The sequence below is a fragment of the Croceicoccus sp. BE223 genome (assembly GCF_031457155.1).
GTDB lineage: Bacteria > Pseudomonadota > Alphaproteobacteria > Sphingomonadales > Sphingomonadaceae > Croceicoccus.
The window spans coordinates 46,586-72,796 of the sequence record NZ_JAVDWB010000009.1 but is presented as its reverse complement, the minus strand read 5'-3'; the positions used below and the strand labels follow the sequence as shown (position 1 = coordinate 72,796).

General features: G+C 61.4%; 31 protein-coding genes. 7 read left to right on the top strand and 24 right to left on the bottom strand.

What is annotated here, in order from left to right:
• Positions 1-45: 45 nt before the first annotated feature.
• Positions 46-1,326 (top strand): hypothetical protein, encoded by a 1,281-nt coding sequence (locus J2X37_RS15570; RefSeq protein ID WP_310023044.1) that lies wholly within the window; start codon positions 46-48, stop codon positions 1,324-1,326.
• A 4-nt stretch (positions 1,327-1,330) separates the two neighbouring features.
• Here the strand turns inward: J2X37_RS15570 and J2X37_RS15565 are convergent, their stop codons facing one another.
• From J2X37_RS15565 to J2X37_RS15485, 17 genes are all read right to left on the bottom strand, one after another.
• Positions 1,331-1,600 carry a hypothetical protein gene (locus J2X37_RS15565; RefSeq protein WP_310023043.1) on the bottom strand — a complete coding sequence of 90 codons (270 nt, stop codon included), beginning with the start codon at positions 1,598-1,600 and terminating at the stop codon, positions 1,331-1,333.
• Positions 1,601-1,690: 90 nt separating this feature from the next.
• On the bottom strand, positions 1,691-2,101 hold the full coding sequence (locus J2X37_RS15560) for a hypothetical protein (RefSeq protein WP_310023041.1): 411 nt from the start codon (positions 2,099-2,101) through the stop codon (positions 1,691-1,693).
• Between the two features lie 50 nt (positions 2,102-2,151).
• On the bottom strand, positions 2,152-2,415 hold the full coding sequence (locus J2X37_RS15555) for a hypothetical protein (protein ID WP_310023039.1): 264 nt from the start codon (positions 2,413-2,415) through the stop codon (positions 2,152-2,154).
• A gap of 207 nt (positions 2,416-2,622) precedes the next feature.
• Positions 2,623-3,111, bottom strand: a complete 489-nt coding sequence (locus J2X37_RS15550) for a peptide-methionine (S)-S-oxide reductase (RefSeq protein ID WP_310023038.1) — start codon at positions 3,109-3,111, stop codon at positions 2,623-2,625.
• Positions 3,112-3,131: 20 nt separating this feature from the next.
• Positions 3,132-3,635: a Dps family protein gene (locus tag J2X37_RS15545; RefSeq protein WP_084280918.1), complete on the bottom strand. Its 504-nt coding sequence runs from the start codon at positions 3,633-3,635 to the stop codon at positions 3,132-3,134.
• A gap of 167 nt (positions 3,636-3,802) precedes the next feature.
• Positions 3,803-4,108: a hypothetical protein gene (locus J2X37_RS15540; RefSeq protein WP_310023034.1), complete on the bottom strand. Its 306-nt coding sequence runs from the start codon at positions 4,106-4,108 to the stop codon at positions 3,803-3,805.
• Between the two features lie 110 nt (positions 4,109-4,218).
• Complete coding sequence (gene argS / locus J2X37_RS15535) at positions 4,219-5,976, bottom strand: arginine--tRNA ligase (protein ID WP_310023033.1); 1,758 nt, start codon at positions 5,974-5,976, stop codon at positions 4,219-4,221.
• Between the two features lie 27 nt (positions 5,977-6,003).
• Positions 6,004-6,285, bottom strand: coding sequence for a DUF427 domain-containing protein (locus J2X37_RS15530; protein ID WP_310023031.1), 282 nt, complete (start codon positions 6,283-6,285; stop codon positions 6,004-6,006).
• A 44-nt stretch (positions 6,286-6,329) separates the two neighbouring features.
• Positions 6,330-6,602, bottom strand: a complete 273-nt coding sequence (gene grxC / locus J2X37_RS15525) for a glutaredoxin 3 (RefSeq protein ID WP_310023029.1) — start codon at positions 6,600-6,602, stop codon at positions 6,330-6,332.
• Positions 6,603-6,662: 60 nt separating this feature from the next.
• Entirely contained in the window at positions 6,663-8,396 is a 1,734-nt protein-coding gene (locus J2X37_RS15520) for a cytochrome c biogenesis protein DipZ (RefSeq protein ID WP_310023027.1), read from the bottom strand.
• Positions 8,397-8,511: 115 nt separating this feature from the next.
• A complete protein-coding gene (locus J2X37_RS15515) occupies positions 8,512-8,880 on the bottom strand; it encodes a response regulator (protein WP_310023024.1) in 369 nt (122 codons plus the stop codon).
• A gap of 7 nt (positions 8,881-8,887) precedes the next feature.
• Positions 8,888-10,426: a GAF domain-containing protein gene (locus tag J2X37_RS15510; protein ID WP_310023022.1), complete on the bottom strand. Its 1,539-nt coding sequence runs from the start codon at positions 10,424-10,426 to the stop codon at positions 8,888-8,890.
• Positions 10,427-10,666: 240 nt separating this feature from the next.
• Positions 10,667-11,737, bottom strand: coding sequence for an NADP-dependent oxidoreductase (locus tag J2X37_RS15505; RefSeq protein WP_310023020.1), 1,071 nt, complete (start codon positions 11,735-11,737; stop codon positions 10,667-10,669).
• Positions 11,738-11,752: 15 nt separating this feature from the next.
• Positions 11,753-13,018, bottom strand: a complete 1,266-nt coding sequence (locus J2X37_RS15500) for a thiolase family protein (protein WP_310023018.1) — start codon at positions 13,016-13,018, stop codon at positions 11,753-11,755.
• A 31-nt stretch (positions 13,019-13,049) separates the two neighbouring features.
• On the bottom strand, positions 13,050-13,796 hold the full coding sequence (locus tag J2X37_RS15495; RefSeq protein ID WP_310023015.1) for a ferredoxin reductase: 747 nt from the start codon (positions 13,794-13,796) through the stop codon (positions 13,050-13,052).
• Complete coding sequence (locus tag J2X37_RS15490; RefSeq protein WP_404979638.1) at positions 13,789-14,394, bottom strand: sulfite oxidase-like oxidoreductase; 606 nt, start codon at positions 14,392-14,394, stop codon at positions 13,789-13,791. The genes J2X37_RS15495 and J2X37_RS15490 overlap by 8 nt, the downstream gene beginning before the upstream one ends.
• A gap of 303 nt (positions 14,395-14,697) precedes the next feature.
• On the bottom strand, positions 14,698-15,627 hold the full coding sequence (locus J2X37_RS15485) for a VPGUxxT family thioredoxin-like (seleno)protein, type 2 (RefSeq protein WP_310023011.1): 930 nt from the start codon (positions 15,625-15,627) through the stop codon (positions 14,698-14,700).
• A gap of 264 nt (positions 15,628-15,891) precedes the next feature.
• Between J2X37_RS15485 and J2X37_RS15480 the strand changes: the two genes are divergently transcribed.
• The 3 genes from J2X37_RS15480 (at position 15,892) to J2X37_RS15470 (ending at position 18,232) form a co-directional block, all read left to right on the top strand.
• Positions 15,892-16,365 (top strand): redoxin domain-containing protein, encoded by a 474-nt coding sequence (locus J2X37_RS15480; RefSeq protein ID WP_310023008.1) that lies wholly within the window; start codon positions 15,892-15,894, stop codon positions 16,363-16,365.
• Between the two features lie 3 nt (positions 16,366-16,368).
• The gene (locus tag J2X37_RS15475; protein ID WP_310023006.1) at positions 16,369-16,857 is read left to right on the top strand and encodes a DM13 domain-containing protein; all 489 of its coding nucleotides are present in this window, start codon (positions 16,369-16,371) and stop codon (positions 16,855-16,857) included.
• 169 nt (positions 16,858-17,026) lie between these two features.
• A complete protein-coding gene (locus tag J2X37_RS15470; protein WP_310023004.1) occupies positions 17,027-18,232 on the top strand; it encodes an MFS transporter in 1,206 nt (401 codons plus the stop codon).
• Between the two features lie 18 nt (positions 18,233-18,250).
• Here J2X37_RS15470 and J2X37_RS15465 read toward each other — a convergent pair whose 3' ends face one another.
• The 7 genes from J2X37_RS15465 to J2X37_RS15435 all read right to left on the bottom strand — a co-directional run bounded on the left by J2X37_RS15465 (position 18,251) and on the right by J2X37_RS15435 (position 23,248).
• A complete protein-coding gene (locus tag J2X37_RS15465) occupies positions 18,251-18,619 on the bottom strand; it encodes a hypothetical protein (RefSeq protein WP_310023002.1) in 369 nt (122 codons plus the stop codon).
• A gap of 158 nt (positions 18,620-18,777) precedes the next feature.
• Entirely contained in the window at positions 18,778-19,350 is a 573-nt protein-coding gene (locus J2X37_RS15460) for a hypothetical protein (protein ID WP_310023000.1), read from the bottom strand.
• Between the two features lie 88 nt (positions 19,351-19,438).
• Positions 19,439-20,407: a magnesium and cobalt transport protein CorA gene (locus J2X37_RS15455; protein WP_310022998.1), complete on the bottom strand. Its 969-nt coding sequence runs from the start codon at positions 20,405-20,407 to the stop codon at positions 19,439-19,441.
• Positions 20,404-21,108 carry a glutathione S-transferase N-terminal domain-containing protein gene (locus tag J2X37_RS15450; protein WP_310022996.1) on the bottom strand — a complete coding sequence of 235 codons (705 nt, stop codon included), beginning with the start codon at positions 21,106-21,108 and terminating at the stop codon, positions 20,404-20,406. Before J2X37_RS15450 ends, J2X37_RS15455 begins: the two co-directional genes overlap by 4 nt.
• Before the next feature lie 130 nt (positions 21,109-21,238).
• Complete coding sequence (gene msrA, locus J2X37_RS15445) at positions 21,239-21,778, bottom strand: peptide-methionine (S)-S-oxide reductase MsrA (protein ID WP_310022994.1); 540 nt, start codon at positions 21,776-21,778, stop codon at positions 21,239-21,241.
• Between the two features lies 1 nt (position 21,779).
• Positions 21,780-22,223 (bottom strand): peptide-methionine (R)-S-oxide reductase MsrB, encoded by a 444-nt coding sequence (gene msrB, locus J2X37_RS15440; RefSeq protein WP_310022992.1) that lies wholly within the window; start codon positions 22,221-22,223, stop codon positions 21,780-21,782.
• Between the two features lie 149 nt (positions 22,224-22,372).
• A complete protein-coding gene (locus J2X37_RS15435) occupies positions 22,373-23,248 on the bottom strand; it encodes a LysR family transcriptional regulator (protein ID WP_310022990.1) in 876 nt (291 codons plus the stop codon).
• Between the two features lie 295 nt (positions 23,249-23,543).
• On the opposite strand from J2X37_RS15435, the gene J2X37_RS15430 reads away from it, so the two are divergent.
• The 3 genes from J2X37_RS15430 to J2X37_RS15420 all read left to right on the top strand — a co-directional run bounded on the left by J2X37_RS15430 (position 23,544) and on the right by J2X37_RS15420 (position 26,211).
• Entirely contained in the window at positions 23,544-24,773 is a 1,230-nt protein-coding gene (locus tag J2X37_RS15430) for an alpha/beta fold hydrolase (RefSeq protein ID WP_310022988.1), read from the top strand.
• Positions 24,774-24,810: 37 nt separating this feature from the next.
• Complete coding sequence (gene msrA / locus J2X37_RS15425; protein ID WP_310022986.1) at positions 24,811-25,341, top strand: peptide-methionine (S)-S-oxide reductase MsrA; 531 nt, start codon at positions 24,811-24,813, stop codon at positions 25,339-25,341.
• 72 nt (positions 25,342-25,413) lie between these two features.
• Positions 25,414-26,211: a ZIP family zinc transporter gene (locus tag J2X37_RS15420; protein WP_310022983.1), complete on the top strand. Its 798-nt coding sequence runs from the start codon at positions 25,414-25,416 to the stop codon at positions 26,209-26,211.

Below are 26,211 nucleotides of genomic sequence, written 5' to 3'. Positions count from 1 at the left end.
GAAGAAGCCGAACACTGTAATCTTTGGAGCCGTGGAACCCAGCCAATGTGGCTCATCGATCGCGAGACAAATGGCGCCGGTGGACGTCGAATCCCTCTTCCACCGCCACTGCGTGAAGCACTGGTCCGCTGGTATACGGGGGCCGGTGACCACGCTGATGAGGATGCGGGTATCACCCTCGTCCAGAATGCGCGCATCGGTGCGAAATGGATTGCCTGCGACTGCCTGGCGGCCGGGGAGCCGCCGCCCATTCTCACGCCGGCGTTTCTTTCAGAAGCCGAAACCTACTATCTGCGCAGGCTCACGAGCGCGATGCGGCCCGAGCATCGCGGGGATTGCCCCTTCTTCCGCGATCAAATCACGCATCGGCTTTCCGAAGTCCGCACACGCGAGACGCCGGCTAACCCGCCGGATGGCTACTTCGAAGTGCTGAGGCCAGCCCCCGAGAAGCTGGCTCAGCGCCCCGAAGACGATGCGACCGATGATCGCACGCGCCATGCTTCGGTTCCGCGCCTAGCCCGGCTCCTGTGGCGGCTGATCGACATCGCTGGAACAAACCGCGTGCCGCCTTTCACCCACCACATCGAGCCGGCGTCGATCAAGGCTGAATTCGGTGCGCTGTCCCGTGCTGCCGCCAAGATAGAGATCGCGCCGGGGATCGAGCTCAGCCGCGCGTTTTGGACCCATGCCGACGCGCTGCACAGCCGCCGTTCCTATGCCGTCCTCCGCCAGCTCGCGAAGCGCTGGCCAAGAGGCCACGCCGCTCAAGGCTTCCTCACCGTCTTCTCGCCTAGTGTCCGGGGTCACCACGTAGAGGTAGTTGGCCAGCAGGACGTGCGCGTCGCGAACCGCGTGCAATCGTTCTCCTTCACCGGAAAACCGGTCAAGGGACCGTTTCTGGTCATGATCGTCGCCGGCGAATACCCAGAAGCCCAGGGCTACGCACCGTTGCGCGCATATGCCCAGCCGATCCTTTCAGGTCATCGCTTTATCCCAGTGAACTCCGATCTTGAGCGAGACATCCTGCACGCGCTGCTCAAGGCGCGGCGCCAGCTAGCTGATGGAGGCACCGATCTGCTGGTCGAGAAACCCGTCTTCGACCTACTCACTCCCGCCGGCCCGTGCAGACCCGACTTCCTGATCGAGGCGCGCTCACACAGGACCGGCGAGATCAAGCAATTGATCTTGGAGATGATGGAGTTCGGCGAGCGCGAGGACCAACAACGTGACAGGCTTCGGCGCATAGCGCCGGTGCTGACGGTCACAACGACCGACTGCGCCGCTGGAGTGCTGGTAGCCCGACTGACCGACGCCCTCGGCCTCTAGTGGGTCAGCCCCAGCTTAACGTCAAACCGAACGAGGTGACGATCGCGAGCGTTACGGGCGTCGAGAGCAGGTAGAGCTTCTGCCACCGCCACCAGGTCCTCGGCAGGAAAAGCGCCACTTGCCTGGCACCTCGCAGCTGCGTCCAGACTTTCTCACGGCAGAGACGGCAGGCGAGAACGAGGATGGCCAAGCTCATCGCGATCGCGCAGCACAGCGCGGTCGCGGTATAAAGCGCCGTCCAGTTGGTCAGTTCAGCTTCGCTCAGATGGGCCATTACCAGCCTTGCTGCTGGTAGGTGCATGCCTGTTGACCGGCAGGGTTCCAAGCCAATTACCAACCATATGACTGTGCGGAGATAAATCGGTCATGGCCGTCGGAGAAGCGCCGATGCCAGTTGCGAGTAGCTGCGAGGATGTATGTGATCCACCGATGGAAACCGGGTGAGATCGACGGTCTCATCTCCGTACCGAGCTGCTACCGAGCTGACAGTATAGGCCTGGCCGCGCGCGTACGGGAGCAACCAAATCACTCGACGAAAGCAGATGCTGCTGCGGATGCGCGAGAGGGTTCTGGCGAGGGGCGCACCGGGCGGATCATTCGAGCCGATCGCAAAGACGCAACTGCCATAGATTTTGATCGGCCTTCTCCAACTCAGGATCTGCGCGGCCGTCGCCCCTTCGACCGCCTGAACGTCGCAACGTGGAGCGTACTGGCTGTTAATCGCCTTCGCTGTGCCAAGCCCGATGCTGTCGCCAAGAATAAGGCATTCGAACATAGAGCGCCCCTTGGTTCGATGTGGTCGAAGCAGCTTGGCGGGCCGCCGCGCTAACCAATGACGGGGTCGCTGGCCGAACCCAACGCCTCTTGGAGTTCCGAGACGTCAGCATCGACGATCGCGTACAGGTCGTCATCATTGTGTCGAAAGAACATCTGCGCTTTCGCCTCGTCATCAGCCGGCGGAGCTGTAGATCCCATACGCTCGGACCATCTCGCGTCGATGAAGCTCATTAGTTGGCTCCAGGCTGCAGGATGGGAATGATGGAGGCTCAGGCAGTGTGTGCCATCCGTAATGATCGCGAGGATCGTCACCTGCATGTTCCTTTAACCCCCTCGATCACAGCCGGGACGGCGACAGAACTGAGATCATCGGGACCATCATCGGTCTACCTCCCCTAACGCGAGCTCCGAATTTGCATTGCCGTTTCAGACCTCATCTTCCTGAGTGAGCGCACAACACAGCGAACTATCAGCGGCTTCATCGACCTGGCCTTCCAGCTCGACGAAGCACACACGCGCTCACCCACCTGGTAGCGCATGTTCCGCATACTCGCGGCGGATGAGATCGAGTTTCGGATCAATGTATCGGCGGCAGAATGGTCGATTGGGACCGTTGCGATAGTAGTTTTGGTAGCGCTCCTGCGATGGCAAGAAGTCGACGAACGGCACCACCTGCGTGTGAACCGTCTTTGCGGCTTCTTCCGCGAACCGGCGCACCGTCCGCTCAGCTTCCGCCCGTTGTCCGGGCTCAAAGATATAGATTGCGCTGCGGTACTTCCCACGCGGGGAACGAGCTCTGCTCGATGAATGCGTTCTAAGATGTACCTCGGCGAGCATTCCTAGGCTGATGGTGGACGGGTCGAACGTCACGACCACGCCCTCGGCCCAAGTGTCCGCCGGTGGCTCGGATTGCAAATAGCCCTGATCGACCTGCGTGACCCCTCGTAACGCTTGGAACACCCCCTCGGTGCACCAATGGCAACCGCCGCCAAGGCCTACCTTCAACATCTTCTACCTCGGGCTAGCGCTCATTGGCTCGGCCGGCTGGCCTCGAACAGGAACCAAGCACGGCGTTCGGCCTCATCGGTCCAAGCGTCGACCAAGCCAGAGGTGGCGTTGTCCTTTGCCTCATCCGCGACTGCCTTCGCCTTCCGAAACCCTTCCACCATATGGAGGTTGTCGGCCCTTAGCTCGGCCAGCATTTCCTGCGGCGTCACGAACTCGGCATCGTTGTCTCGGATAGTCTGATGACGCGCGATGTCACCAATTGATGTAAGTGTGCGATTGCCGGTCTTTCTGGCGCGCTCGGCGATGGCGTCGGTAACGGCCAGGATCTCCGCAGCCTGCTCATCGAGAAGAAGATGGTAGTCCCTGAAGTAGGGTCCAGAGACATGCCAGTGGAAGTTCTTGGTCTTTAGGTAGACTGCATAGCTGTTTGCGAGGATAATCTTGAGTGCGTCCGCTACGGTCATCGTTGCGGCCTCATCAAGGTCGGTCGGAGTCGCAAGTTGCGCAGCTGTAGCGTCCGTCATCAGAAGACTCCCTGATCGGTGGCTTTCGCAGGAGCCGGCATCGATTCCCCTAAGGCCGTAGAGGCCGTCAGAATGAGGCTGCCCAAGGTCTAAGTCCAATGACTCGCGGCTATAGTTTCGATAGCCTGGCGTGACGAAGGCTGTGAGCGAAACACTCGTGGTGATAGCTAAACAGAACTCGACTCAAGGCTATTCCGTGGGGTGAAGCCGAGCACGAACTTCACTACCTTCTCTGAGGACATTTCGCAGGGTTTGAGTAATGTCTCGCCGCTTTCCAGGCGGTACAGGTTGAAGCTTACGATATCGGTGGCGGCGAGATCTCTCGCAAACAGACTGTTTCGCCGACCGTCGTCAGATCGCTTAACGGTCACGCCGTAGCGGTAGCCGTCAAAGACGCCCTCACTGTAGCCGCTTGGCAGCCGTTCCCACGCTGCCTCGAAGGCGGCTTTCTCCACTTCAAGCGGCGAGTGCATAACCGAAGATGGCCCTCGTTCGGCGAGCAAGAACGGTGCCGATCCGCAGCATGACCGCCGACCAGCCAGCCACCCGGCTTACCCAACCGCTGCGCAGCGAACCCATCCGCTTAACCGAAATCAACGTCGTTCCGAGGCATCTGCTGCATCGGCTCGACGCCCATCAGCGCCAAGCCATTGCGGATGCTCTGTCCGACGGCAGCTGCCAAGAAGAGCCGTACGCGGCTGAGCGGCGCGTTATCGTCGCGGATGAAGCGGCGTGCCGGATCATCCGATCCGGCATTCCACACGGCGTGGAAAGCCGCCGCCAGATCGGCGAGGAAGAAGGCGATCCGATGCGGTTCGCGCGCTGACGCGGCCGCCTCCACTACTCGCGGAAACTGGGCCATTAGCTTAACTAGGATCAAGTCCCGACCGTCCAAGAGGGAAAGGTCGGGCTCAGCGCTCAAGTCGATCCTGGCCTCGATTGCTCGTCGAGAAAGCGAATGTATGCGCGCGTACGCGTAGTGAACATAGAAGACCGGATTATCACGCGACGCCTCGACCGCCTTCGCGAAGTCGAAGTCCATCGGCGCCTCCGCCTTGCGGGTGAGCATGGTGAAACGAACGACATCCTTGCCGACCTCTCGCACCACATCCGCGAGGGTCACGAAGTTGCCTGCACGCTTCGACATCTTTACCGGCTCGCCTTCGCGAAGCAGCCGAACAATCTGCACCAGCTTGACGTCGAAGCGCTTGCGCCCTTCGGTGAGGGCATCGGTAGCTGCGACGATCCGCTTCACCGTGCCGGCATGATCCGCACCCCAGACGTCGATCATCTCATCGGCGTCGCGTGCCTTCTCGAAGTGGTAGGCGAGGTCGACGCCGAAGTAGGTCCAGCTTCCATCTGCCTTGCGGATCGGCCGGTCCTGATCATCGCCAAAGAGCGTCGAGCGGAACAGCGGCAGCTCGATCGGTTGCCAGTCCTCCGGGGTTTCTCCCTTGGGCGGGTCAAGCACGCCATCATAGATCAGGCCGCGCTCGCGCAGCCAAGCCTCGGCGGCGGCGGGCCGTCCCGCTTCGAGAAGTTCGGCCTCCGATGCGAAGCGGTCATGGCGAACGCCTAGCAAGGCAAGGTCCGCGCGGATCGTCTCCATCATCGCTGCAACGGCGTGCGAACGGAAGATCGGAAGCCACGCAGCCTGCGGAGCATGTCGGTAGCGGTCGCCGAAGTCCGAAGCCAAGGCCTGGCCCACGGGCTTGAGATAGTCGCCCGGATACAGGCCTTCCGGGATGTCGCCGATATTCTCGCCCAGCGCCTCAAGGTAGCGAAGGTGGGCGGATCTCCCGAGGACGTCCACCTGTGCGCCGGCATCGTTGACGTAGTACTCGCGGATGACGCGGTGCCCGGTGAACACCAGCAGGTTCGCCAGCGCGTCCCCGACGACCGCTCCGCGGCAATGCCCCACGTGCATCGGACCGGTCGGATTGGCCGAGACATATTCGACGTTCACTGTCTTGCCAGCACCAGTGTCCGATTTGCCGTATCGCTCGCCCGCATGTGCGATCGCCGCCAGCTCGTCCCGCCACGCGTCATCGGTCAGCCGCAGATTGACGAAGCCCGGCCCTGCGACGTCGACGCTTGTCACTTCCTCGAGCGCCGTCAGCCGGCTGGCGAGCGCCTCGGCGAGCTGCCGCGGCGGGATGCCAGCGCGCTTTCCCATCACCATCGCAGCGTTGGTCGACAGGTCGCCGTGCGCAGCGTCATGCGGCGTTTCCACAGTTACGCCGCTCCGTGCGAGACCGGCCGGCAGCTCGCCAGACGTCTCCAGCCCGTCGAGCGCGCGCCCGACGTATTCGGAGACGCGAGCGTGAAGTGCTGCCGGCATCAGCGGCCGCCCCCGGCGCGTAGCCTGCTACGCAACCTCAACGCCCTTCCAGAAAGCGACATGATCTCTGATCGCTTTGGCTCTCGGTGTCGGGTTGGGGTAGGCCCAAGCCGCGTTCAGGTTGCACTCTTCGCCCACCCGAACGTGATAATAGCGCGCCCGACCCTTTACCGGACAGACGGACGAATGATCGCTTCCCTCGAGCCGAGTATGATCGACGGCTTCGGGCGGAAAGTAGTGATTGCCGTCGACAATCACGGTCTTGTCGCTCGCTGCGATAGTAGCGTCGTTCCAAACTGCAGAAACCATCATGCGCTCCTTCGCTCTATCGATTGGCTGAGCGGCACCATTGATCAGGTGGCGGAGGCTTCGCCGGCGAGAAGCTTGTCGAGCTCGCCTTTGGCATTGAGCTCCAGAAGGTCATCAGAGCCCCCGATGTGCTTGCCGTTGATGAAGATCTGCGGAACGGTGCTCTGTCCTGTCGCTTCCTCCATCACCTGCCGCTGAGCAGGATCATCCTCGATGTCGTGTTCAGTCCATTTCACACCCTTTTCGGTGAACAGTGCTTTCGCGCGCCGGCAAAAGGGGCACCAGTCGGTCGTAAAGATGAGGATCTTTGGCGTCATGGCCCTCGTCTCCGATCATTCGTAGTTGGGATGGATTGCAACGGCTCAAACCTAACAGACTCAGCCAAAGGTGAAGGCAAAACCCTGCGCGCCGGGATCGAGGAACTCGATCGCGAACGTGCGCTCGCGAACGGCGCCCTTCTGCCGTACGAGCTGGTAGAGCCTTTGTCCCTCGACCGTGCCGTTTCCGGCGTCGTCGATGTCCGAGCCATGATCGCTAGCGGGTGGCTTGCCGTCGATCGTGACGCGGAACCGGACCCGCCGGCCCGTAGCGGAAGGGCCGAGCACAAGGTGGACATCGCGGGCATGGAACCGGTAGACGATGCGGGCCCCGGCGGATTGTGACGAGGCATGTTCCGACCCTGCAAGCCAGCGTCCGGAAAGCGCCCAGGCGTTCAGAGGCAACTGAGGCGGCGCGACATAGTCATTCGCGGTCTCGCGCACGAAGCCCCCCGGTGACGTGAAACGCTCGCCACGCACATAGCCCAGGTAGGTCTCGGGTGAGCGTACATCGTTCCAGCTCGCTGCCGCAGAGGATCCCGCAGTGCGCACCGATACAGTTCGCATGTCGCCGACCGCGTGGCCATTTTCGGCGAGCAGCCGCTGGATGACCTTCTCGGAGTCAGCATAATTGCCTTCGCCAAAATGATGGTATCGGACGCGGCCGCGACCATCGATGAAGTAGTGGGCCGGCCAGTAACGGTTGTCAAAGGCGCGCCAGATCGCGTGATTGTTATCGAGCGCTACGGGATAGGTGACGCCTAAGTCACGCGCGGCCTTCGCGACGTTGTCAGGATCCTTCTCGAAAGCGAACTCGGGTGCGTGAACCCCGATCACTACCAGCCCGGCGGCCCGATATTTCTGCTCCCAGGCTTTTACGTAGGGTAGCGTCCGCAGGCAGTTGATGCAGCTGTAGGTCCAGAAATCGACCAAAACGACCTTGCCGCGCAACGCCTCGCGCGTGAGCGGCGCAGAATTCAGCCAACTCGTTGCGCCGGTGAGCGGTGGCAATTCCCCTTCAATGTCGAGCGGACCATTCCCAAGCGTGCTGGTCTGCGCCAAACGATCGTCCAGGCGGAAGCTGTCCAGGAGTTTCTGTTCGACGGTGGACGTTCCGGCCAGCGACAGCTTGGTCAGCAAGCCCGTGTCGAGGCCCAGAGCGATGGCGAATACTGCAAGAAGCACCAGCGCGCCCAGAGAGCGGCGAAACCAGTCTCCCACACGGATGGACCGTTTCATTGCAACGAACACACGTCCGCCGATGAGCAGCGCCAGTGCGAGCGATGTTGCCGCGCCAGCGGCATAAGCCAGCAGCAACAGCGAAGTCCCGATAGTGGCGCCGTTCAACGCGGCTCCGGTCAGTACCAACCCCAGTATCGGCCCGGCGCACGGCGCCCAAAGAAGACCGGTGGCTACCCCGAGCAGCAGTGATGCCCAGAAGCTGGCACCAGTCCGCTCTGGTCCGGCAGCTTCCGTGAGCCGGGCACCGAGCCTGACGATCGGTCTGGTGGCTCGGTCGGCAAGCGCGGGGAACGCCAGCAGTAGTCCAAACACCCCCAGTATCAGCAGCGCCACCGCTCTCCCGAGGCTGTTCGCGTGTACGGCCCAGCTGCCTCCGACCGCCGCCAGCGTTGCCACCCCGGCGAATGTCACCGCCATCCCTAATAGGAGCGGCAGACCACTGCGCATGAACGGTTGACCCGCTCGCGCGAACACGAAGGGGAGCACCGGCAGGATGCATGGGCTGATGATCGTCAGCGCGCCGGCAAGGTAAGAGAGGATCAGCAGCAGCACGGGCGATCCCTCACCTTCCATGCAATTAGCCCGGGCTTCGGGTCGTGAGAGGCTCGTACTCTAATAGTACTCGGACGCTCGGCGGCGTTGATGCGCAGTACGCGGGCGCGGATTGTCATGCGGCCATCTTCCGGACCGTCTCCAGCACCCGGTCCTGACGATACGGCTTCGGAAAGAAGACCATGTTTTTCGGTAGCTTGGTTTCCTGCGGCCAAGGTCGGCCTGACGTGATGATGACTTGGATGTCGGGCCAGCGCTCGCGAATGCAGATCGCCAGCATGATGCCATCCATCCCGCCAGGCATATCCACGTCCGTAAAGACGACGCGGACATCTGAGCGCTCTTCCAGGGTGCTGATCGCGTCGGTGGCGTCGGCCGCCTGAAGCACTTCGAAGCCAGCCTCCTCGATTATGTCCGAAGCAAACAGCCGGACGATTGGCTCGTCTTCCACGACAAGAATTACGGGCCTGATGATCATACGCATTCCCACGTCAGCCCTTTGCCAGATGGCGGACCGGCGCTCGCAAGTCGGCCTCAAACCCCTCAGGGTCGTATCGAATATCCACACCGCCAGTCCCGACTAGACCGATGCTGATGAGTTTGGAGCCGAAGCCGCGGCGCGCCGGTGGGATGACGAGAGGTCCACCCCGTTCGCGCCACTTGATCATGAGGCCGGCGTCATCACCATCGCTCTTGATTTCCCATGTCAGCGATACTTTTCCACTGTCGCCCTTGAGAGCTCCGTACTTGCAGGCGTTTGTTAGGAGCTCGTGCACGATTAACGAAAAAGACAGTGCCGCCTGTGCTCCAAGCGCAACCGGCGGGCCGTTCATACTGACGCGATCCATGAAGCCGATCGCCTCGATGGCATTTGTCGCAATGGATGCGAGGTCAGCCTGCGCCCAGCTATTCTGGAGCAGGGCGTCGTGCGCAACGCTCAATGCCATCAGGCGGCGTTCGAAAGCATAGACGGACTCACGGTCGGTTGCTGATCGCAGCGTCTGGCTTGCGATTGCCTGCACCATGGTCAACGTGTTCTTGAGCCGGTGCGCGATCTCACCGTTTACAATGCGCTGCTGCTCCTCCGATCGATGGCGCGCGACGCCGGCTTCAAGACGATCGGCGACGCTGCGGAGAAACGCGATTTCCTCTGCTAGCCAATACCTGGGCCGTGCCGAATGGACGAAGAAAAGGGCCGTCGTCCGGCCGGGGTCCCGCACCGGCACGTCGACAAGCGCGCGTACCCCATTGCGCATAGCGAGCGCCACGTTTGGCAATGTCCGTTCGTCGGCAAGGGAATCGAATACGACAAGTGGATCTCCGCTGGAGAGAGGAGCTTGCAAACCGTGGTACTCGTCGAGCGCATGCCGGCCGGCGACGCTGAGGACACCGGGAGCAGTCCAGTCACGTTCGACGTCAAGCACCTCTACAGCATCATCGACCAAACCCAGTCCGGCGCGATCGGCGGTCAACACCCGCCCGACAACGGCGGCGGTCGCCAAGGCCATCTGCCCGGCATCGCCACTGTTGCGAATGATCTCGCCGATCTCCACCAACGCGACCTGCAACTCTGTCTGACGCTCGCTGACCTTAGCGATACGACGAAGTTCGAGATTCTCGCTGGCGAGACGGGCAAGGGCCCGCAGCATCGACCTTTCCAATTCGCTCAGCCCTTCCGGCCGAGGCGCGGTGTCGATGACGCACAACCTGCCGACAACGGCCCCGGACCGAAGGACGAGGGGAGCGCCGGCATATGCGCGGAAGTGCCGGGCACCAGTAACAAGTGGATTGCGATCCGTGCGCCGATCGGCGGTCAGGTCCGCGATCTCCAGCATCTCTGCACGATCGATCTCGATCCGGCATACAGAGTGCTCGATCTCCGTTTCCTGGACATCCAGACCGTACCTGGCCTTGAACCACTGCCGATCGGCATCGAGAAGAGTAATCAGCGCGATCGGCACGCCGCAAGCCTTGGCTGCAACAAAGACCAGGTCGTCGAACGCCTGCTCGGCGGGAGTGTCCAGGACCATCAGGTCCGCAAGTGCCTTGGGGCGCGAAACCGCCCTCATCTCGGTCGTGCCAGCGCTCAGTCCCACTGCTCTCCTCCCAGCAAGATATTGCTTTGTGAGGGCGCGAGACTGCGAGACGCTACCGCGCATCGCTCCAGAGAGCGAAGCCCCCCCCGCGTCACTCCGCTGACGTAAGCACACATTGACACACTGCAGAGCTGCTGGCGCTCTGAAGCAAAGGGTTGAGCTAGAGCCTTCACGTCAGTGTCCGGTCAGACGCGGCGGCCACGTCGTTTGGGACGTAGAAGTTGGACTATCAGACTGCGGCTCTGCGCCATCGACCGTGAGCACAATTTTTCCCTGGATGTGCCCGGCCGCAGCACGCTCATGCGCGGCGGCCGCTTGCGATAGCGGATAGGTGCTGTCCACTGCGACGCGGATTGCCCCACTTTCAAGCAACCGCCCGAGCTCCGCGAGCTGCGCACCGTTCGATCTCACCTGCGTTGCCGAAACGGTCACGCCGAGGCGGGCTGCTTCGTCGTGGCCTGCGAAGCCTAGCGGAAAAATTGGAAACAGAGCGCCGCCGCTGCGAAGCGTCTGCAGGAAGCGGTCTGCCGCAGGGCCCCCAACGGCATCGATCACGAGATCGACGTCTCGCACGACATCCTCCGCTGCCGTCTTCGTATAATCGATGAACTCGTCGGCGCCGAGATCATCCAAGAAGTTTGCGTGCCGAGAGGATGCGACAGCAATGACCCTCGCACCTTGCTGCTTGGCGAGCTGAACTGCGAGGTGACCTACCCCGCCCGCGGCGCCGTTGATAAGGACCCGTTTGCCCGCGAGCGGGACAGGCCGGTGCCTATCTGGCTGCAAAGGATTAGGCTCGTCATGACCCAGCTCGATCAGGAACTGCCACGCGGTCAGGCCGGACATCGGAGTCGCTGCGGCGTGAACGTGATCGATCGTGTTCGGTTTGAGGGCAAGATCGGATGATGGCGCGGATACGTACTCCGCATATCCGAGGCTATCGCCGTAGCTTGGGAAGCGGATCATCCCAAAGACTTCGTCACCCGGCGCGAAACCCTGCACGTCATCGGCAACAGCTTCGACGACGCCAGACACATCAGACCCAGGGATCGCCGGGAATGCGACCTCCGGCCGCCATTCGGGCGGCAGCTCCGCATACCCTTCCCGAAGATACCAATCGGGCGGGTTGATCCCCGCCGCCGAGACGCGGATCAGCACCTCACCCGGTTTCACCTCCGGCTTTGGAGCATCTTCGTATCGAAGCACACTCGGCGCGCCGAACTCATGGAAACGAATAGCCTTCACTTCTGAGGTCTCCCTTCAAACGCGTTCGAGAAGCGCGACAGTGCCCTGGCCACCGTCGGCGCAGATGCTGACGATTGCGCGTGATCCGATCGGTAGCGCCCACAGTTCTTTCACCGCCTGGCTAAGGTCGCGAGCGCCGGTGGCGCCGAACGGGTGCCCGATCGCCACTGAGCCACCCATAGGATTGACTCGCTCCCAATCGAACGGACCCATGTCCGCCTCGACACCCGCCTTTGCGCGCACCCAATCGGGATCGGTGATGGCCGCGACATTCGCCAGCACCTGTGCTGCAAAGGCCTCGTGGATTTCCCACAGCGCGATGTCGGAGAAGCCGAGCCGGTGCCGTGAGAGGAGGCGCGGGATGCCATAGGACGGCGCCATCAGCAGACCCTCGATGTGGAGATCGACGGCCGACACCTCGTAATCGACCAGCCGGACGTGCGGGGTATCAGTCGGCAGTCTGGCAATACCGGCCTCGTTGGCGACCCAGCAACCAGCCGCGCCATCGGTAATCGGTGAGCTGTTGCCGGCCGTAATGCTCCCCAGCCCGCTATCGCGGTCGAAGGCTGGCTTCAGCGCGGCGAGCCGCTCGATCGACGTATCGGCCCGCGGATTGGCGTCGCGCGTAAGTTCAGGAAGCGGGATCACGAGATCGTCGAAAAAGCCGTTACTCCAGCCAGCGACTGCACGCTGGTGGCTCTTGAGCGCCCAATCATCCTGCGCCGCGCGCGCGATGTTCCAAGCCTTCGCGGTTTCCTCCATGTGGTCGCCCATCGTGCGGCCGGTGATGCGATTGGCCCAACCCTTCGTTGGCAGGACGTAGTCCCGCACGGTGAGCGACTGCAGCGCGGCCAGCGCGGCACCTGCATCCCTCACGAAGAGGTCCGTAAGCCGCTTGGACGCCTCGGCCGTCAGGGCAAGCGAGGGTCGGCTCATGACCTCGGCCCCGCCGACTAGCGACAGGTCTGCCCCGCCGCCGAGCATGCCTGCAGCGGCGAAGGTCGCAGTCATGCTGGTCGAGCATGCGAGAACGACCGAGAATGCCGGCACACTCGGGTTGAGCTTGGCATCAAGCCAGACCTCGCGGGCAATGTTGCTCCAGCCCAAGTTCGGTATCACGGTCCCCCAGACGACGAAGTCGGGCTCGGCATGCTGCGCCATCGCCTGTACCACCGGGACAGACAGCGAGATTGCGTCGTAAGCGGCCAGCGCCCCGCCCCCGCGACCGAAGGGGGTACGAAGACCGGCAGCCAAGAAGACGGGTTTGGCGAAACGGCTCATGATAGTCTCCCCGGACTCTGGATCTGCGCCGTTAGCCACCGTAGCGCTCGGTCTTGATTGTAGCGGCGGCCAGGCCGGCGAGCAGCGCGCCGTCCGTTGCGATGTTCACGAAGCCATTCGAACCGCAGACGAAGACGTGCGCAGGCCTGCGGGGAAGCCGAGTGATGACCTCTTGCACCATTGCGCCATCGATCCGTCGTGCGAAGTCGGTTTCACGCGTCGGTGCTTCACGCGTGATCGCCAGCGACAGCACGAAGCTGCGGTCATGGAACTCGATGGCTTGGAGTTCTTTGGCATACAGGACGTCGAGAGCGGTGCGCGCCGATAGGAGCAGCGCCGTCGGCACATTCTGCGCCTTTATGCGGCGCTGTCGTATCATCGCCATCAGCGGCACAAGGCCCGAGCCTGCGCCGATCAAGAACACAGGCTCTGCTGCATCCTCCGGCCAGAGAAAATGTCCGCCTAGCGGACCGCGAAGTTCGATCTCGTCACCGACCGCTGCTACGTCGTGAAAAAAGGGCGAGACCTCCCCGTCCGAAAGGCGTTCGATGGCGAGCTCAACAATGCCCGATCCATCGTCTGGCGAGGCGATCGAATAACTGCGCATCGCCATGTAGCCGTCAGGGGCGGTCAATCGCACATCGACGTGTTGACCCGCCACATGAGTGAACGGGTCGCCCAACCGGAGGAAGAAGCTCTTGATGGCCGGCGTTTGCTGAACGATTTTTGCAACAACGGATTTCTGCCACCTGGCAGCCTGCACCGCGCTCTCAATCATGCGTGTACCGTTGCTCGCGCCAAGGATCGCCGTAGATGTGATAGCCGCGCAGCTCCCAGAAACCGGCTTCATCGCGCGTCGTGAATTGTAGCGCCTTCACCCATTTGGCCGACTTCCAGAAATAAAGGTGCGGAACGAGCAGCCGAGCTGGGCCACCGTGATCACGCGGAAGTGGCTGCCCCGCATATTTGAGCGCGACCATCGCCTTATCGGACAGCAGATCCGCCAGCGGTACGTTCGTCGAATAGCCATCGTAGGAATGCACCAGCACGAAATCGGTCGGGCGCTCGAGTCCGGCATCGGCCAAGATGTCCTCGATCAGCACGCCCTCCCAGGCCGTGTCCAGCTTGGACCACGAAGTGACGCAATGGATGTCCTTCTTAACCTTGGTCTGGGGCAGAGCGTTGAACTGGCTCCAGTCCCAGACCTTCGCTGGCTTCGGTCCGACCTTGACCGTGAAGTTCCACTTCGAGGTATCGATGTTTGGCGTCGGTCCCGCTGTGAGAACCGGGAAGTTGTCCACGAGATGCTGGCCAGGGGGGATACGGCCGGACTGATCCCCGCCCGATCCGCGTCCGGTAAAACCTCTTGTGACCACGCCGGACTCTCCTTCTCGTCGCGACAGCACGGGCCTGGTTTTCCGCTCACACTCCTGCGACAAGGGACTTTCGCACGCGAACCCGTTCGAAAACGGATCTTCAGAAAACTCGTTGCCTGACGTTCTGTCAGAATTGCACAGACATCACTCGCCGGGACCGTGACAAGTGCGTCTCGACTATACCGTTAGAGCAACCTTCTTTCCCAATACCCTGTCACTATAGTTTCGATAGCCGCAGAGGCGTCGATTGCAGCGTATCACCGACCCCACCGCAAACCTAAGTTTCGATGATACCTTTCGGTATCAGTCGGATTTGCGAGCCGAACCAAGCTGCGCCCTCAGCGCCGGCCAGCTATGGCGAATGTCTTCGCGGTAGCTTTCTCCGTTGCTCACTCGCTGCAAAAGCGGATTTGCAAGCCAGGCGGACTGCGACGGGCTGAGCAACTCGGGGATGGATCGGCGGTAAGGCAGCGCCAGGTTGATTTGAGTTCGCTGCGCCGCCGTCAACGGCAGATGGCGGACGACGTTCTTACGCAGGTAGAATTGCGGCTCCCGATCCAAGCTGAAGCCGCCGGGCGCTGCCGGGGCGAAGCCTTCTTCACGAGCGTAAGCGTCTAAGTCGACCCGCGTGACCGTCTTCGGGTCGAATTGAACCTGCACCGCTTCTTCGCCATCCACCCAGCCCGCATCGGTCGTGATCACCGCCGGATGCTGTGCAAGGCTCGTCTCACCAGACCAGAAACAAGGCGTCTTGTAGAGAGCGTTTTCGGTGAGGCCGCTCTCGATCAGCAAGTCGCGTCCTAGCAGACGGAAATACGCCGGGACATCACCGTCGAGCATCTGCAAAACGGCGCTGAGCTTTTCATGCAGCCCAAGCGGATCGTAGCGATCGGCCAAGCGCGGCAGCAGCTCGGCTCCATCGGGTCGGAGGAACCGCATGACTGGATTGTTCCAGGATCGCTCACCATAGAGGCGCAGGATCTTGGCGTCCGCCCCAGGATGGTTGTTGAAGATCGCCACCGGCACGAACCGGTCGGTGATCAGCTCCACCATCAGCGGATGCGTCAGAACGTCCTGCCCGAAGTGCACGCACGTCGAGCAACCCGGCACTTCCTGAAACAGCAGCAGCACCGGTTTGCCTTGTGCGGAGGCCAGCGCCAAGCCCTGCTCGTAGCCGCGCAGCCAAGGGACATCCCCAAGCTCGCGATGGTCGCGATGCGAAACGCCAGTCATTGTCATGCCCACTATGTAGTGAGGCGAAACTCAAATCAGCGGTCACGGTCCCGCAGGCATGGAAACTATGTCCTACAGCTATTGGAAAGGCGCAGGCGCAAGCTTCATAGTGCCAACGCCCGGGTTGAGGTTGATGCCCGAAGAAACAAAGCACCAAGTTCTCCAGATCGGAAGCGGAGATAGTTCACCATAAATCCGGCCGAGGGCCGGTCGTGGTCACCTTCCAGGTGTTGACGGGCACTTCGGAGGACAAGGAAACTCGCCATGGCCGACGTCGAACAATTCGCCCCTGAACTTCGCGTCAGAGAATGGATTGGAGCCGATGGCAAGCAGCTGGACACTCCCATCACGCTCTCCGATCTTGGGCTGGGACCGAAGATCCTCTTCGCGTTTCAGCATTGGTGCCGCGGCTGCCATCTACACGGCTTCCCCACGCTACAGCGGCTCCATGCCGACTTGGCGAAACGAGGCGTCGGCTTCGCGGTGATCCAAACAGTGTTTGAGGGAGAGCAGGAGAACACCTTCGAGAAGCTGCGAACAAACCAGTTGAAGTATGGGCTTCCGGTGCCATTCGGCCATGATCCGCTGATGGAGGGCGCGCGTCTCCCGACCTTCATGGAGGACTACCGCACACGTGGCACGCCTTGGTTCAGCGTGATCGATGCCGGCGGGACGGTGGTATTCTCGGACTTTCATTTGGACGCGGACAAGCTGGTGGCACATCTGGATCGAGATTGATCGATGCGCCGCTGGCTCATCCTTGCCACTACCCACGTCGCGATGCTGGCACTGGGGTTTGCGGCCGGTATTTACGCTCTGCCGATCCTGACGGCACCGCCCGCGCCAAATGCAGCTGCCTTAGCAGCGGCCGTGAGACAGGCGCTCTACACTGGACAATTTGAGCGTAGACTGAAGGGCAGCGATTTCGTTCATTGGGGCGAAGGTAACGTGAAGGTGTCACGCGACCGGATAGCTCATATCGGCCGCCTATCCCCTGGCCCCGATTACAAGCTGTACCTCGCCCCGCGCTTCGTACGCACCAAAGACGAGTTTCTCGCGATCAAGCACATGTCCCGCCGTGTCGGTGACGTAAAAACCTTCGATGGCTTCATCGTCTCCGTCTCGCCCGACATCGACGTCGCCGCATTCAGCACGGTCGTAATTTGGTGCGAGTCGTTCGACCGCTTCATCACCGCCGCTGAATATCAACGACCCACGACAGGCTCATGAAGCGCGAAAGGAACCGATGTCGCAAGCACGCTGCGGCGATCTTCAGCACCACGTGCTGCAGGGCGGAGAAGAGAAAAGTGGGTCAGGGCAGTTCATGGCCTCTACGATGAAATCGCTAAGGGCCGCTTGCACGCGCGGTCTCGTTCTTGCGCCAGTGGCGGCTCTGCTTATGAGCGTCGCCTTCCTCATGCTGGGCAACGGCTTGCTGGGCACCCTGCTGATCGTCCGGGCTGGGCAGGAGGAGTTCTCCAGCGGCACCATCGGCGCCATGATGTCCGCCTACTTCTCGGGCTTCACCATCGGTGCACTAGTGCTGCCGCGCATCATCGTAACCGTTGGCCACGTAAGGACGTTTGCCGGGTTCGCGGCCGTCGCATCGATCACTGCCCTTCTCCACGCCCTGCTGGTGGAACCGTGGGCATGGATGCCCCTGCGCATGGTCACCGGCCTCGCTTACGCCGGCATGATCCTCGCGACCGAAAGCTGGCTTAACGCACACGCGGTGCCGTCGACACGCGGGCAGCTCCTGTCGATCTTCGGCGTTGCATCCATGGGCTCGTGGGCCCTCGGGCAAGCGCTGCTGAACGTAGCTCCCCCAGCAGGGCTGACGTTGTTCCTGATCGTGTCCATCTTAATCTCGGCCGCTGTCGTTCCCATCACACTTCTGCCCAGCCACTCGCCAGGCGAGGTCAAACAGGAACCAGTCGCATTTCGGGATCTCCTGTCAGTCTCCCCTCTAGCAACGTTCGGAGTGTTCCTGGCTGGCCTGGCCATCGGAGGCTTTTGGGGGTTGGGTCCGAGCTTCGCGCAAAGGATCGGACTCGACATCGGCGGCATCTCCGCCTTCATGGCCAGCGTCCTTGGGGGAACCCTCGCATTGCAATGGCCGCTCGGCTGGCTTTCTGACCGGGTGCCCCGAAATCTGATCATTGCCGGCGCCGCCCTGGCGTCTGCGGCAGCGGCGGCTGGAGTGGCGCTGGCGACTGACGCCCCCCTGCCCCTGCTTCTCGTCGCAGGCGCGCTCTTCGGTGGGTTCGGCATTCCGATTTACTCATTGTGCGTGGCGATCGCGAACGACGATCTTCCGGCTGGACGGCTGCTAGGCACAGCGCGCGGTCTTCTGCTCATCAACGGTGTGGGAACCGCGGTGGGACCTTTGATCGGTGGAGCCGCGATGAACCTCGCCGGTCCTGGGAGCCTCTTCCTGTACGCTGCAGCGCTCCTGACCATTCTCTCGGTGCTGGCAATTGTCAGCAAATCCCCTGTCCATACCGTGGCAGCGAAGGCCACACGCTGCCCGAGCACACCGATGATCACGGGTTCGCTCGACGCGATGGTACAAGCCAACGACAGGGATGACCGCGGTACGAGCTAAAGATGCCCGGACGACATACTACGCGACCTCCTCGACCAGAAGGCTCCGGCCGTTGAATTGCACCGTCTCTCCGGGTCGAGCGCCCTCGATGGCTTCATAGATCGGGGCCATCGTGGAGATCCCCATAAGCTCCTGACCGTGGCATACGAATTTGCTGGTTGAGACGGCGATCACGAAGTAGCGCCCCGACAGCCTGACCAACGCGCCTTCTGCGACCGCGGATTTCGGTCCGAAGTCGACTGTCCTGAGCTTGTCGAGCTTGTCGGCGTAATCATCGAGCGTGTCGTCGAGCGCCTCTGCAAGGTCGCTCGCGACCTCGGCTTGCGCCTGTTCGTCGTTCTCGATCGTCTCGCTCCGATCCAGACGGGCAGTAGCGACGTAATCCAAGTAGTTCTCGCGAGCACTGTGCAAGGCGGCCGTTTCAAGCGAAAGCATCGTCTCTCGAACGTGATCTTTATCCCAATCCATAATAGCCTCGCTGGAGTTCGTTTACATGCACCAGACGCGCAACCACCGGTTCGAGGGTGTGCTGCGTGCCACCCGTGCTATTCGTCGGTAATGACGTCTTCGCCCTGATAAGGGATGCGGATGAGCCGCGGGTCGCGGATGATGCTCGTAACCAGCCAGACGTAGGTTTGTTCTGCTGTGTCGAAGCCGAGGATACTGAAGGCCCCGCCAAACGGACAGGCCGGGAAGTCCGGAAAGCTTTCGCGCAGGACGTAACGCTCGGGATCGCTGTCAAACTCGGCTTTGTAAACCTTACGCAGGCCGTGCTTGCTCGGAACACTTTCATCACCTGCCGGAATTGTCTCGCGGCGCTCGAGCAGACGTTCGGCGACATCACGGTGACATGTCTCGTCGAAGATATCGAAAGCATCGATCAGCAACCCTTTGTGTTGGGTTACGGGATCGGTGATCGCGTAGATATTCGATACGTCTTCCGCATCGTCGCCACTTTCCAGGCGCAGAGCGGCATCCACCTGGACGGCGCAGGCATCTAGCGTCGATCCTAGCTCCAGATCGAACAAGCGCCCGTCTTTCACACGATATTCGCGATCATAGCCCTTCGCAACGAAGGCCTGCACGGCCTCTAGGACACCTGTCACTTGGCTTGTCATGGATGCACCTCTGTTTCTCGTTTGATCCAACCCGTCTCAGCGGAGTCTGCGCGAGGGCAGCGCTCGCGGAAGGCGCCGGACGCGATCCTCAAAGCCATTTCACTTGCTTGAAGCGCATGAACAGGAGGAGGCAGATCAACGTCATGACTCCAAGCACGACGAAGTAGCCATAGGCCGTGTCGAGTTCCGGCATGTGTTTGAAGTTCATCCCGTATATGCCGGCGATGGCCGTGGGGACGGCCAATATCGCGGCCCAGGCGGCGAGTTGCCGAGTGATGACCCCGATCCGCTGCGCTTCCAGAAGGCTGCTAAATTCAAAGACGGTGGATAGAACCTGCAGGAGGCCGTCAACCATCGCTTGCACACGCGAAACGTGGTCTGCGACATCGTTGAAATACGGTCGAACCTCGGCACTGATGCAGGGAAAGTGTCCCCGCACGAGCTTGCGCACAAGCTCGGCCATCGCTCCCAGCATGCGCTGGAACCTTGTCAGTTCACACCTCAGGCCGAAAATGCGAGCGACGTCTTCACGACCGAGGAAGTCGTCGAGTGATCGACGTTCCATAGCCAGAACATCGTCTTCGATCATTTCGAAGATCGGCAGGTACTGATCGACGATGCGATGCAGGATCGCGTGCAGGACATAGTCGACGCCTTTACCGAATTGCGCCGGCGCCGCTTCAAGCTGCTCCCGGAGGTTACCCAATGCGCCGGGCGTGCCATGCCGCACGGTGATGAGGTGATTGTGTCCGGTGAAGATCGCTGTCTTACCGTAGCGTATCCGATCACCATCCAGTTCGGCCGTATTGGCGACCACATAGAGCTCGTCGTTATAGACCTCGAGCTTGGGCGGACATTGAGGATGCATCGCGTTGTCGACGGCCAACGGGTGAAGGCCGTATGTCTCCTGGAGCGAACGCAGCTCCTCAGGGGTAGGCTCACTCAGCCCGATCCAACAAAAGCCCGAACGGCTATCGTCATGCGCTACCCGCTCATCGATCGAGACCTCTCTTACGCGCCTCCCTTCGTTATAATAATAGCTCGCGATGACGGTCATGCAGGTCTCTCCGGAACGAGAAGGCCGCGTTGTACCGCCGGCCGGGCGAGCCCGCGCTTAAGCCAAGCCGAAATGTTGGAGAAGGTCTCGAACTCTAGCAGTCCGCCGGCGTCGTATGATGTTACGAGCGCGTTCACCCAGCCGAGCGTTGCCACATCAGCAATAGAGTATTCGTCAACGATCCAGTCACGTCCCTCTAGCTGGCGATCCAGCACGCCGAGGAGGCGTTTAGACTCGTCCGCGAAGCGCTGCCGGGGACGCCGGTCCTCGAAGTCCTTGCCGCCCCACCGCAGGAAGAAGCCCAACTGGCCGAACATCGGTCCGATTGCCGACACCTGGAAAAGGACCCAGGCGAGCGTCTCAAACCGCTTCTCAGGCGCGATCGGCATCAGTTTGCCGCTCTTCTCCGCCAAGTAGACCAAAATCGCTCCGGATTCCCATACGCCGATCGGCATGCCGCCTGGTCCATGGGGGTCGATGATCGCCGGGATGCGGCCGTTCGGATTGAGCGAGACGAACGCGGGTTCTTTCGACTCGTTCTTGGAGATATCTACGAAGTGCGGCTCGTACGGCAGGCCGACCTCTTCAAGCATGATCGAAACCTTGACGCCGTTGGGCGTCGGTGCCGCATAAAGCTGCAGGCGATCAGGATGCGCTGCTGGCCACCGCTGCGCGATCGGGAACGAAGAGAGATCTGGCATTCGGCTGCGGTTCCCGAAATAAGCCGGTCCAACCGACTGTCAGACCGATCATCCCTTCGTAGCCGGATCGCATGGCGACCCAACCACGAAGGGAATTGCTGATGCTATGAAGGAGTGTAAACTCGCTCGATCAGCCCGCCTGCGCCGCAGCCGCGCCGGGCGCACCGCCGGCATCCTGGCGCTTTGGAAGCACCCAATCGGGTCGCGCGAAGTGGCACGTGTAACCGCCGGGCCGCTTCTCGAGGTAATCCTGATGCTCCGGCTCCGCTTCCCAGAAGTCGCCCACCGGTTCGACCTCGGTGACGACCTTGCCATTCCAGAGCCCCGATGCATCCACGTCGGCGATCGTGTCCTCGGCGATGCGCTTTTGCTCCTCGTCGACATAGTAGATGCCGGACCTGTAGGAGGCTCCGCGGTCGTTGCCTTGACGATCCTTTGTCGTCGGATCGTGGATCTGGAAAAAATACTCCAGGATGTTCCGATAGCTCGTCACCTCGGGATCGAAGGTGATCTCGATCCCCTCGGCATGGGTGCCGTGATTGCGATAGGTGGCATTGGGGACGTCGCCGCCGGTGTAGCCCACGCGGGTCGAGATGACGCCCGGCTGCTTGCGGATCAGATCCTGCATACCCCAGAAGCAGCCGCCAGCGAGAACTGCGCGCTGATACATGTTAAACCTCCTCTACTTGATCGAGATATTCACCGTATCCCTCGGCTTCCATCTCATCGCGGGGGACGAAGCGGAGCGCTGCCGAATTGATGCAATAGCGCAGGCCGCCCTGGTCGGCGGGGCCATCCGGGAAAACGTGGCCGAGATGGCTGTCGCCATGCACCGACCTGACCTCGGTCCTCGTCATCCCATGGGAGCTGTCCCGCACTTCGTTGACATGCGCCGGGACGATCGGCTTGGTGAAGCTAGGCCAACCGGAGCGCGAGTCGAACTTGTCGGTCGAAGCAAACAGCGGCTCGCCCGATACGATATCGACGTAGATCCCTGGCGCCTTGTTGTCGTTATATTCACCCGTGAAGGGCCTTTCGGTGCCGTGCTCCTGGGTGATGCGACGCTGCTCAGGGGTCAGGCGGTCGATCGCTGCCTGTGTTTTCTCGAACTTCATCATTAGACCTCCAATGCTAAGAGAAACTCTAGGCGCACCACGCTCAGCATGACTGATGTGTCATCAAGTCGACTATCGCAGTCGCATACCTACTTATCCAATACGCCGTAGGCATAGTTTCCATAGCCACGACGCCCGGCCCATTGCGCTCACCTCCACTCGTATCGCGCCGCAAGCTGCGCGACTTTCCGGATCTCAACCGGAGCCGTCGATCCGGAAACCGTCACGATGACCACCTCCCTCTCCAAGGTGAAACCTTCAATCGGCCGCGTAACAAGACCAGTCTCTGCGGCTGAACGCTCCGGAACGATGCATACCGCGCGACCCTCGGCAACGATGCGGTGGACCCAGTCTTCCCGGTCTGAACGCAAGCGCGGGCGCAACACCACGTCGCGTCGGGCAAAGTGCTCTTGTATCTGGTCGCGAAACTCACAGTTGAGCCGATCGACCAACGGGAAATTAGCTAGGTCTTCACCACGAACAATGGCTGCCGCCGCCAAAGGGTGCTTCGCTGCGCAGGCGAGTACAAAGCGCTCTTGGAAGAGCGGTCGCACATCGAGCTTCCGATCCGGGCGAACTTCCCGCGGAAGGATACAAGCGTGATACTTGCCGGATAGGACTTCCGACGAGTCTTCGCCCGACTGGAGTGAATGCAGTCTGATCTCGATGGACGGGACTTCCTCTAGAGCATCCTGGAGAAAGGCTGCAAACCCTTTCGGTCCGACGGTCGGCGCGACAGCGATGTCCAGCACACGGTGGCGCCCCATCGTCCAGTTCTCAGAGTGATCGCGCACGCTCCTCAACGCCAGGAGCATTCGACGGAACTCTGCTTCGACATCCTGGCCAAGGCCGGTGAGACGGCTGTTCTTACCGTCACGATAGATCAGCGCCCCGCCGAGCTCCTCCTCAAGGCGACGGATCGCGCGCGTGAGGCTTGGCTGCGACACGCCGCTCAACCGAGCCGCCTCGGTGAAGTTCAGCGTCTCCGCCAAGTTTATGAAATAGCTGACCTGATTGAGTTCCATCACCCCTCGGCCCATGTGTCTGCCGCACACTGTCTCGTAGACCCGTCTTCACAGACCGGGAGGAGAAGTATGCGCGACGCATATAGTTTGCCGGTTAGGGGTTGTCTATATGCGCGACGCATATAAAAAGGTGTGGCTTGTCGTGACTGGTGCCCATGCAAGGTGCTGCCCGGCCGAACGGTAGGGCACGAGGCGATGCTCGCCCCGGCTCGCGGGTGGGGAGATCGGCGACTGGCTGAGGAATGCGCAGCTCCGCCTTGGAACTGCGCGCTCATATATTCTGGGAGGTGTCGACGTGCCTGCAGCGAAGTTCACGTTCGAGAACGGAGAGGGCAAGCTTCTCAGCGGGCTCCTAGAGTCTCCGGAAGGCACCCCTCGCGGATGGGCGATCTTCGCTCATTGCTTCACGTGCGGGAAGGACAGCCGAGCGGCTGTCCACATCTCCCGTGCGCTGTCGCGGGCAGGGATCGGCGTCCTGCGATTTGACTTTGCCGGCACTGGGGTCAGCGGCGCCGAAGGCGAGGCAGTGGATTTCGCCGCGGACGTGACGGATCTCAAGTCAGCCGCAAGGGCGATGACGGCCGCGGGGATGACGCCCACCCTTCTTATCGGACATAGCCTGGGTGGAACCGCTGCTCTGGTGGCTGCGACCGATCTGCCGGACATCGTCGCCGTGGCTACCATCGGCGCGCCGTCGGAACTCGAGCACATCCTCAAGGTCTTCGACGCCAGCGATCTCGACACGATCAGACGCGAAGGCGAGGCATCGGTCGACATTGCCGGCCGGCCTTTCCTCATCCGACGCAGCTTCGTCGACGCCGTCGAACAGGTGGATGTAGAAAAGGCGGTCGCGGCGCTCCGTCGTCCCTTACTCGTCCTGCACTCCCCTCTCGATCAGGTGGTTGGGGTCGAGCATGCGTCGCGCATCTTCGTCGCTGCTCGGCACCCGAAAAGCTTCGTATCGCTCGATGCGGCCGATCACCTTCTTGCAGATGCCGCCGACGCGAACTTTGCATCTGCCATGGTCGCCACCTGGGCCAATCGCTACCTGCCACCCCTTGTCGCCGATCTTCCGCAGGTTGAGGCTGCCGATGGAGTCGAGGCCATCGAGACGCTGGCGGGCAAGTTCCAGCTCAAGGTCCGCAGCGGCAAGCATTCGATCTACTCGGACGAGCCGACATCGGTCGGCGGACTAGGGAGCGGTCTTTCGCCATATGAGTTGGTCTCCGCCGGCCTCGCTGCCTGCACGGTGATGACGATGCGCCTCTATGCAAACCGTAAAGGCTTTCCGCTCGAACGAGCGAGCACGACGGTCGAGCACAAGAAGGTGGCGGACATGATGCCCCCAGACCGGTTCACTCGGACGATTGTCCTTGAAGGCCCCCTGAATGAGGATCAGCGCGCGCGTATTCTCGAGATCGCCGACCGCTGTCCCGTCGACCTAACGCTGATCCGTGGATCAGATGTTCAGACCGACCTCGTCGACGCATCCGTGACCAAGCGAAGCCCCGAACCGGCGGCATGAACAACAGGATTCGAGCCGACCCAGAAGGGAGGGATCTGTGAGCGACCCGTCTCTCGAAAGCGAAGAAAAATGGACGGAGCGAGCGATACTCGCCGGCGGATGCTTCTGGGGCATGGAAGACTTGCTGCGGCAAAAGCGGGGGGTCGTCTCGACACGCGTCGGGTACATCGGCGGTGAAACGGCAGACCCTACCTACGATGATCATCATGGCCACGCAGAGGCGGTGGAGGTGGTCTTCGACCCCGCCGTTCTGAGCTATCGCTCCCTACTGGAACTCTTCTTTCAGATCCACGACCCGACGACGTACGAACAACAGGGCAGTGACATCGGCCCAAGCTACCGATCCGCCATCTTCTATACCGACAAGCGTCAGATGGAGATCGCCTTGGCAACGATCGAGGATATCGAGGCATCGGGTCGATGGCCCGGGCCGGTCTTATCCGAGATCAATCCCGAGGAGCCATTCTGGGAGGCAGAGCCGGAGCACCAGAACTACCTGGTGCGACATCCGAGGGGGTATAGCTGCCACTTCGCGCGTCCCACGTGGCGCCTCGACCGATCGCGCTGATGATGCGGCCAAGCCACGACCTGCTGGCACATCACAGCGCCATTGAACGCGCCGCTGGCAAGTCGATGTTTGTTGAAGGAGGCTGCGACGGTGGAATCACCTATTACAACCGTCCCTGAGTTCGTCGTTGCCGGCATGTGGGGGCTAGTGTCTGGCAGCGGCTTGCTCTTGGGCGCGATCGTTGCAGATGCATTATCCGGCAAGCTCAGTCATCGGATGGTTTCCGCCATCATGGGGTTCGGGGGCGGTGTCTTGTTTGCCGTAATCGCCACCGAGCTTGTCGTTCGACCACATGCGGGCGGGGCAGCTGCATGGCCGACCATGGCCTTGCCAGCAGGTGCGGCGATCTTCAGCGGCATAAACTGGTACTTGGCCAAGCGCGGGGCCAGGGACCGAAAGCGTTGTGGCGAGTGCGTCGAGCAACCCAACGAAGCGGAGCATCATGGCAGTGGAGCTGCGATAGCCGTGGGCAGCGTACTCGACGGCATCCCTGAGGCCTTGGTAATCGGGATGTCGGTCGCCGGCGGCGGCGCAATCAGCCTGGCCGTAATCGTGGGTTTTTTTCTGGCTAATGTGCCCCAGGGCCTCTCGAGCACCTCAGGCATGAAACTGGCCGGCCGGTCTCGCACATACATCTACACGATATGGATCGGGATACCGCTGATAATCGCGATCGCTGCAGGTGCCGGAAACTTCCTGCTCGGATCAGCATCGGCGCAGGAGCCTGCCATCCTCCTATTCGCGGCTGGTGCCGTACTGGCCATGCTCGCCGAAGCCATGATCCCGGAGGCCTTCGAAAATGCGCCTCCGTTCATCGGGCTGATCACGGTCCTCGGCTTTCTGGCCGCCTACTTGATCGCGCAGCATTGA